This is a genomic window from Elusimicrobiota bacterium (assembly GCA_026388075.1).
Taxonomy (GTDB): Bacteria; Elusimicrobiota; Endomicrobiia; order Endomicrobiales; family JAPLKN01; genus JAPLKN01.
Map to the genome: position 1 here is coordinate 1 of JAPLKN010000155.1, position 8,708 is coordinate 8,708.

Annotated in this window: 5 protein-coding genes; all 5 read left to right on the forward strand. The window is 36.6% G+C overall.

Annotated elements, in window-relative coordinates; translation table 11 throughout:
• The coding region (locus tag NT145_08755; protein MCX5782765.1) for a ParA family protein at positions 1 to 159 on the forward strand (159 nt) is incomplete at its 5' end.
• A 112-nt stretch (positions 160 to 271) separates the two neighbouring features.
• Positions 272 to 1,138 carry a ParB/RepB/Spo0J family partition protein gene (locus tag NT145_08760; GenBank protein MCX5782766.1) on the forward strand — a complete coding sequence of 289 codons (867 nt, stop codon included), beginning with the start codon at positions 272 to 274 and terminating at the stop codon, positions 1,136 to 1,138.
• Positions 1,139 to 1,474: 336 nt separating this feature from the next.
• Positions 1,475 to 2,107: a transposase gene (locus NT145_08765; GenBank protein ID MCX5782767.1), complete on the forward strand. Its 633-nt coding sequence runs from the start codon at positions 1,475 to 1,477 to the stop codon at positions 2,105 to 2,107.
• Between the two features lie 21 nt (positions 2,108 to 2,128).
• Complete coding sequence (locus tag NT145_08770; protein MCX5782768.1) at positions 2,129 to 3,292, forward strand: RtcB family protein; 1,164 nt, start codon at positions 2,129 to 2,131, stop codon at positions 3,290 to 3,292.
• 232 nt (positions 3,293 to 3,524) lie between these two features.
• Positions 3,525 to 8,708: hypothetical protein (locus NT145_08775; protein MCX5782769.1), on the forward strand; the 5,184-nt coding region annotated here is incomplete at its 3' end.

Consider the following 8,708-nt stretch of genomic DNA (forward strand, 5'->3'; position numbering starts at 1 on the left):
TATTTCGGCGAAAAAGTTTACGATACAAAAATTCCAAGAGCAGTGAGATTGGCCGAAGCGCCGAGCTACGGAAAACCGATTATTCTTTACGATAGATATTCAAAGGGAACAGAAGCTTATGTCTGTCTTGCCAAGGAATTTCTAAAACGACAGTCGTAAGCATTAAGCCATAAGCGCTAAGCCAGAAGCATAAAAAAACTATTTTCTTAACTTAATTCTTACAACTTATAACTTACCACTTACCAATTATCACTGAAAAAAGGAGTTTACAATGGTGCACAAAGCGTTAGGGCGGGGGTTAGGCTCTCTTATACCCGGGGCCGAAAAGGGGGCAGCAAGAAGTTTCCTGGAACAAGGCATAAAAATTCATATAGATAGAATAAAGCCGAACAGAAACCAGCCGAGAGAAAGATTTGACGAGACAAAATTAAGAGAACTTTCAGAATCCATAGAAAAGCACGGGCTTGCCCAGCCGATTCTGGTAACCCCGTCAAAAATCCCGGGCGAATATGAGCTTATTGCAGGCGAAAGACGATTAAGAGCCTGTCGAATGGCAGGATTAAAAGAAGTTTGGTCGGTAGTAAGAAATACGCCTGAAGACAAAAGATTTCAGCTTTCTTTGATAGAAAATATTCAAAGGGAAAATTTAAACCCTATTGAAGAAGGGAAGGCTTACAAAAAATTAATGGATGACTTTGACCACACTCAGGAAGAATTGTCAAAGCTGGTTGCAAAAGACCGCGCAGTTATTGCAAACACTTTAAGGCTGTTAAATCTGCCTGAAGATATACAAGAATCAATTGCAGAAGGTTTAATTTCCGCAGGACACGGCAGGATGCTTGCGGGAATTTCAGACGAAGAAAAACAAAAACATCTGGCAGAAAAAATCGTAAAAGAAAAACTTACCGTCCGAGAAATTGAAAGGCTTATCGCTGAATGGAAAGCGGGCAAGATAAAAGGCAGCAGAAAGAGCAGAAAAGCGGAGCCCGAACTAAAATATCTTGCGGAAGAGCTTCAAAGAAAGCTTGGGACAAAAATAAATATTTCAGGAACCTCAAAAAAAGGAAAAATCGGGATCCACTATTATTCCCTTGAAGAGCTTGAAAGAATAACAAAAATACTCGGTGTAAAAATCTAATAATTTGGGGACACAATACTTAATTATTAAAGGCAATAAAAGGTATGGCTAGAATAGCTAGTGTAGTGTCCCTTACAGATCTTTGCATTTGAAATCCCTATTTGAGCCGAATTCAAGGAACGACGACGAAGGCATATCCTCTGTGTTATGTCTAGCCGGAGTGACGCTGAAGTTGGCTCAAAGAGGGTTTTCCCGAAGGGCTGGGCTCTTTTGCCCATCTTCTGCGTTGCTCGTCGCTTATTCGCCTCGGCGAACCTCGCTCCTCGCGCCTTGAAGATAGCCAAAATATCTCCAGCAAATGTAAAGATCTGTAAGGGACACTACACTAGAGTGATTGTGGAAAATACTCCGCATCATATTGTACAAAGGGGCAATCGCTGTCAAAAAGTATTTTTCAGCGAAAAAGATAAAGAACTCTATTTAAAAATACTTAAGCAGCAGTCTTCTGAAACAGGAATTAAAATCTGGGCATATTGTTTAATGGATAATCATGTTCATATAATAGCGGTGCCATTAAATGAAAAAAGTTTATCAATTGGCATCGGGAAAACGCATATGAAATATACTAGAACAATTAATAAACGCGAAGGATGGAAAGGATTTCTATGGCAGGGACGATTTATGTCAAATCCTTTAGATGAAAAATATCTTTATGCAGCAGTTCGTTATGTTGAAAATAATCCGGTGAGGGCAGGACTCGTTAGAAATGCCGAAGATTATAAATGGTCAAGTGCGCGGGCGCATGTGAAAAAGGAAAAAAATATTTTGCTAGAAAATAATTTTATGAACGAAGAAATAAAGAATTGGGCAGCATATTTATCGGAAGAAGATAATCAAAATGACCTTGAATATCTAAGAAAATGCATAAATACGGGGCGCCCTTTGGGAAGCGAAGAGTATGTAAAAAAGATTGAAAATAAAACAGGCAGAATTTTGTTTAAGAAAAAACCGGGTCCGAAGAATAATTAAGTATTGTGTCCCCAAATTATTATGAAAAAAATAATCATCACGGAAAAACTGCCTATAAAAATGTGGATTGACGAAGTTGAGTCAGGGGCAGCCCGCCAAATAAGAAACCTTGCAAATTTACCCTTCGCATTCAGCCACATTGCAATTATGCCCGATTGCCACTCGGGATACGGTATGCCTATCGGCGGTGTGCTTGCCACAAGAGATGTTATTATACCCAACGCCGTAGGAGTAGATATCGGCTGCGGTATGTGCGCGGTAAGGACCACCATAAAAGAGATAAATAAAGAAACACTAAGAAAAATTATCGGAAGAATAAGAAGCCTGATTCCTTTAGGATTTGAACATTACAAACAAAAACAGCCGGAAATATTGATGCCGGAACGCAAAGCGGAATACACAGTTATTGAACGCGAATGGGAAAACGCGCTTACGCAAATCGGCACTTTGGGCGGGGGAAATCATTTTATTGAAATACAAAAAGGAAATGACGGCTATATCTGGATTATGATTCATTCAGGATCGCGCAATCTCGGCAAGCAGGTGGCGGATTATTATAACAGATTGGCAAAAAGATTAGGGGACAAATTTCAGCCGAGAATCCCTTCAAACTTTGATCTCGCATTTTTACCGCTAGGAACAAAAGAGGGCGAAGACTATGTCAATGAAATGAATTTTTGCGTCAAGTTCGCATTGAATAACAGAAAAAGAATGATGGAAAAAATCTGCGATATTTTTTCGGAAGAATTTTCGGGGAACATTAAATTTCCTGAAATGATAAATATTGAACACAATTATGCCAAGCTAGAAAAACATTTCGGCAGAGATGTCTGGGTTCATAGAAAAGGAGCAACCTTGGCTTCAAAGGATACGGTCGGAATTGTTCCCGGAAGCCAGGGTGCAAAAAGTTATATAGTTAAAGGGCTCGGGAATCCGGAAAGTTTTTTGAGCTGCGCTCACGGAGCCGGAAGAAAAATGAGCAGGCATGAAGCAATGAGAGTATTATCCGTAGAAGAAGAAGCCGGAAGATTGGACAAACAAGGAATACTGCACGCAATTCGCGGAAAAAGAGACTTGGATGAAGCCCCTTCAGCATACAAAAACATTTCAGAAGTTATGGATGCCCAGAAAGATCTGGTTGAAATATTAGTGGAACTTTCACCCCTTGCGGTCATAAAAGGCTAGATTTTTCAATACCTGCCGGCACATACAAAAAGCTTAACCTGACATAAAATCAGCAATTCCTCATCATTTTTCAATTATTTATTTGATTTTTGGACCTGATTAAATTTGATATTATTTTTTCAGGTTTTTTTCATTTTTTTCACATTTTTGTTGTACAATACGAAAACTTATTGTTTTATACTATATATAATTAATAAGTATAACAAAAAAAGTGTTATGGGGGAAAGCACGAGTGATAAAAAAAGTCGCATTTGTATTAGTTCTTGCCGTTATTTTTAATAATTTTTGTTCTTTCGGCATTTTTGGCGACAATCTGCACACGGAATTTGAGCAGGCGCTTGAAGCTCAAGGAACCGTTATTGGACTAATGACTGCAGTAAATCTTCCCATAAAGATTCTGAACAAGATTATGGGAGAAAGTAGTCCTCTGGCTCAAAAAAAGCAGGATAGTTCCAACAAAAATAAGGAAAAAAATCCAACATCAGACTTGGCCGCCGGTTCTTTAGAAAAAACCTCAAGATTCGTAAAGAAGGTCGAAAAACAAAAGAAATTTGGTTTTGAAAAATTGTTTTCTTACCAAAAAAACATTTTAGCGCCTATTTCAGAATTTATAAATAAATCCGAGATATCTGAATATGGGGGCTTTGTTTTTTTGTTTATTTTAGGATACCTTGTTTTACTGCGCAGGAGCGGTCTGCCTTCCGCTTTTATTTTAATTATATTTAGTTTTCTAAGCATAACCCGGCTTTTTTTAAGTCGGGTTTTTTATTTTTCTAAAAAATACTCTATTAGGCTTAAATTTTTTATACAAAATTTTTCTTTACCGGCGGCAATTAAGCTCTTGAGATGGTTTAAGAATCAGGCTTTCAACAAAATAGTAGCAATAATAGTTGTATCATGTTTTCTTTTTACTTCAGTATTCGCCCAAACCCTAAAAGCTGCCTTAGCAGAAGAAAAACCGGAAAACAGTTTCAGTAAAGTGTTTTCTAGTTTTAATATTCCTACTACGGTTGGGAAAATCACGCACGGCAAATATTTCGGCTCAGATAAAGTTATTGTAAATATTCAGGATTTGCATTGTAATGCCGAAGTTCAAAAAAACATTTCAAAAATAATTGGGCTTCTAGATGAAAAATATAATTTGCATAAGGTATTTCTGGAAGGAGCGTCGGGAGAAATAAACACCTCGTGGATTAATTCGGTCAAAGACAATGAACTCAAAAAACAGCTGGTAGAAACTTTAATTAATCAGGGAAGGCTTACCGGCGCGGAATATTATTCAATAAATAAAGGAAAATTTGCTCTCTTGCAGGGGATAGAAGAAAAAGAAATTCATAAATCAAATATCATAAGGCTCGGGAAAATAATTGAAAGGCAAAAATATTATAAGGATGTTCTTAATAGTTTAAAAGAAGACCTCAAATTCATTCAGGCGAAATATTTTAACTATAAAAACAAAAAATTCAATGAAATAATAATAAAACAAAAAGAAGGCAAAATAAGTTCCGAAAAATATTTTAAAATCTTAAAAAAATACGCGGATAAAATAAACGAAGACCCAAAAAAGTATAACAGCACTTTCACGGTTGATATAAACAATTATTCAAACATTACCGGCTACCTTGAATTGCTTGACAAGGGGCAGAAGCTGGATTACAAAAGAATTTCTGGCCAGCTCCAGCAGTTTATAAACGAGATAAAGAAAACTATTCCCTATCAGGACTATAAACTGCTTGTTGAAAAAACTGAAAACTTCTCCAAACTTGACTTGCTTTATACATATCTGGCCGAAATATCGGAAAGAGCCAAAAATATCAGCTATGGTTATCCGGATCTAAAGAAGTTTTTTGATTATTTGGAAAAAGGCCGGGCTTTAAATCCTCTTCAGCTGGTAAAAGAAGAAAAAAAGCTGATAGAAGAAATCAGGATAGGGCTTTCGGAAGATATTGCCGAACTAGAAGTATCTTTTCTTAATGATTTTTTCACATATTTTGAAGATTATCTTACCAACAAACTTCAGTCAGAAGACTACGAATATTTTAAAGAAAGGTTTACTAAGTTCAAACTTGTCTGGGGAAAATATACCTACAAAGACAAACTTCAAGATCTTGAAACCGATTTTAAACTTTTAGATGAATACTACAATGTAAACGAGGAAAGAAACAAATCTTTTGTTGCAAATATCCTTAACGGCAGAGAAAAAAAGGTTGAGTGTGAAGCTAGAAATAAAATATTAGAAGGGTCTTTGCTGTCTACTGTCTCCTGCCTACCATCTGCTGCAGTTGATGAGGTTGTTAATTCGCTTTCCGATGCAAAAGAAATAATTGTAATTATTACGGGAGGATTCCATACTGAAGGGCTTGAAAAACTTTTTTCAGAAAGAAATATATCTTACCTTACAATCACACCTAATATCACCGGATGCACAAAAGAATCAGTATTAATTTATGAAGAAATAGCTAAACATCAGGCAAGAAGACAGTTATCCGCCACGGCGGACAGGTCAGTTACCAGTCCTCGACCCATAGGTCAGGGTTTACGGACCGAGGGTAACCAGTCCCCGACCCATAGGTCAGGGTCTATGGACCGAGGGCAACCAGTAACAGTAGAAGATAGAGCTGAAGAACTGAGAACTAAAAAACTATCCCTGCCCGCCGGCAGGCGCGGCGCTATCCCTGCCCCCGCCACGGGCGGGCGGTGCTATCCGCTATCTGACGCATTGGCGCTTCTTCCAGCTTCAGCAGACGCTAAAATTATTGAATCAAATTCTGATTATGTAGTTGTTGAGATTGCAAACGAAAAATTCAAAATAATCAAAAATAAGCAGGGGTTTACGCGCGAAGGCATTTCAGAAACAAAAGAGGCAAAAGAAAGCGAAAATATTTTCTCAGATTACTTAAATATCTTAAACGACTCAGTAAAAGTATTTCAAGATATATTACAAAACCTTCCTATTACGCCTGAAAATCTTCTCAAGTTAATCGTAAAATTCTATGTTTCACAAGGGTTGAAATCCGGTAACGGAATAATTTGGGAAATTGTAAAAGACAAAGGCGTTCAGTCTAAAATCTCTTCATTTTTAAATATTACGGAAGACCAGCTGGGATATTTGCCCGATTATTTACAAAGAGCCGCATTCAGTATTTTTAAATTCGAAGAAAACATATCGGATAATTTATTTGAAGAAGAAGTTGCCCAGTTCAGAGTCGGAGCGCGGCATATAATCTCAGCTCGCGGGGTAGAATTTAGTAGCGGCGATGCTGAGAAAAATCAATTAATTAGGGATGATTTATTCAGTAAGTTAGTTAGGCAATTTGAAAAAACGGAAATTACAAGAAATAGCCAAGATCCCCAAAAATATATCGATTCTAAACTTGCCGGAATGAGACAAATCATTGATAACTTCTTCGCTAACAATGCGAATACCTTTTTTGAAGAAGCTGTAAAAAAGGCACTCAATACGGACAATAATGCTGAAGCGCTCTATTTGCAAATAAAGGCAATTATAGAAAAACCTTTTTATGCTTCGGTAGAGAATTTAGACAAGGATTTGGTTTTCTCGAGCTTCGTGAGGGATTTGCCGCCAATGGTAGAACTGCAGGTGATAGATAGAAAAGACGGCAATAAAATCAAAACTATTCTTATTCCGTATACAGATTCATATTTAAGTGGCGAGCCGATTACAATGATAATGACTTCCTACAAGGCTCACAAAATCTTATCGCAAAATAAAATAAAACGAGTGGCAAAACTGGATGAAGATCGAACAGATCCTGAAGGGAAATGGATTCTCATGGAGAAAATTCAGGGTACATTGGAATCAGATCTGGACAAACCGTGGGAACTTACCAGAGAATATTTTGATGAAGTTTATGATAGATATTCAGACATTATTGATTTGGGATTTTATCCGACGAATTCAGAAAGAATTGTAGAAAAAGGCATGCCCAAACTTTATATATTTTACGCTTTTGTCCCCGTTGCTTTCGATCAACGTGAAAACGCAAAAGGGGAAATAAAGATAATGAAAGATCAGAGTATCAAAGTGTATTTTAATAGGTATTTTGAACAATTTGACAAAGACTGGAAACCAACTTACCAAGAAATAAATAAAATGGCCGAATCTTTCAATAATGGAGCAAAAAACCAGACAATAGAAGATGTAGCGAGGCAGGAAACTGAGAATGCCGATGCAGCGTCTATCAACTCATATGAAATAGCTAGAAAGCTATTCGGTTTTCCGCCGAACTGGTGGAAATTATCAGAATATAAACTTTTTAAAAGTTTTGTGCAAATTTTCAAAGCTCCGCGTTGGGAGGAGCCCGTTTTTTTTAGCATCACAAAAGCACTCTTTTTTGGCGATATAGCTACAATGGAAGAAGCCATTGAGAAACTGCTTGATAAACTGATACATGAAAATCGTAATAATGAGGAACTCAAAAAAGGGATAAGGCAGATTATTCAGGCAGGGTTTAAGGTTTTTCAGAATATTTTTGATTATTTTCCCGACAAAATCGCAATGGAATGGGCTGAAGAAATGGTCAAAAAAGCTCAGATAGAAACCCACCGAAAATGGAACATAGAGCATCAAAATCGTCCGGAAGAGATTTTGACTGGAACTGAAAAAGGCGAAAAACCTTCAAAAAATGCGAATGCCGAAAAGGAACCGGCAAAATCGGTTTCAAATAAAACAGAAACAATAATTACCCAGCAAGATGCAGAAGAAATACTTGCAAAAGCTGAAGAGGCGGATGAAATTACGGGAAAAGATTTTAAAAAGATCGCTTTATTTGTTCACGAAGACCCTGAAAATAGAAAATCATTTATTGAAAGAGCGATAAAGATTAAGATAAAAATATCTTCTGATATGTACCTTAAAAAAGATAAAAAAGAAGAGAGGTTAAGAATTTATCGTGATAATAATACAATTACAAGTCTCAAATATAAAATAGGAACAACGGGGGAAATATCTATTTTTCAGTTTATTAACACTGACACTGATTTCCGACACCAGGGATATGGATTGAATGTAAGTTATTATTTTCTGTTGTATCTATATGCTCTTGGCATTAAATCAATTTGGACCAGGATTCTTCTGCCTGAAGGAGGAAAATTTCTAGAATACCTTATCCTTAATGGTATTCTTAAAAAAGAACAGGTCAAAATTAGAGATCAACTGGAAGAGGAAGGTATGATTATTGAGTTTGGGACTCCTGACTTTACAAAATGGGAAAAAGTACTTGAAGAGAAAATAAAATCTTTTGTAATAAGTAGTAAAGATTTTGACGCAATCGTTAAATCTCCCCAAGAACATACCGACCAAATAGAAAGGTTAAAATATTTTAAACAACTAAATATTTTAATTGACCCGGTACAAAATATATTCATCCGAATAAAGAATAAGCCAAAATCCGAT

What these genes read in the sequence shown, in the direction of transcription:
- NT145_08760 (MCX5782766.1), top strand. Translation starts at nt 272, where the DNA reads ATGGTGCACAAAGCGTTAGGGCGGGGGTTAGGCTCTCTTATACCCGGG.
- NT145_08770 (MCX5782768.1), top strand. Translation starts at nt 2,129, where the DNA reads ATGAAAAAAATAATCATCACGGAAAAACTGCCTATAAAAATGTGGATT.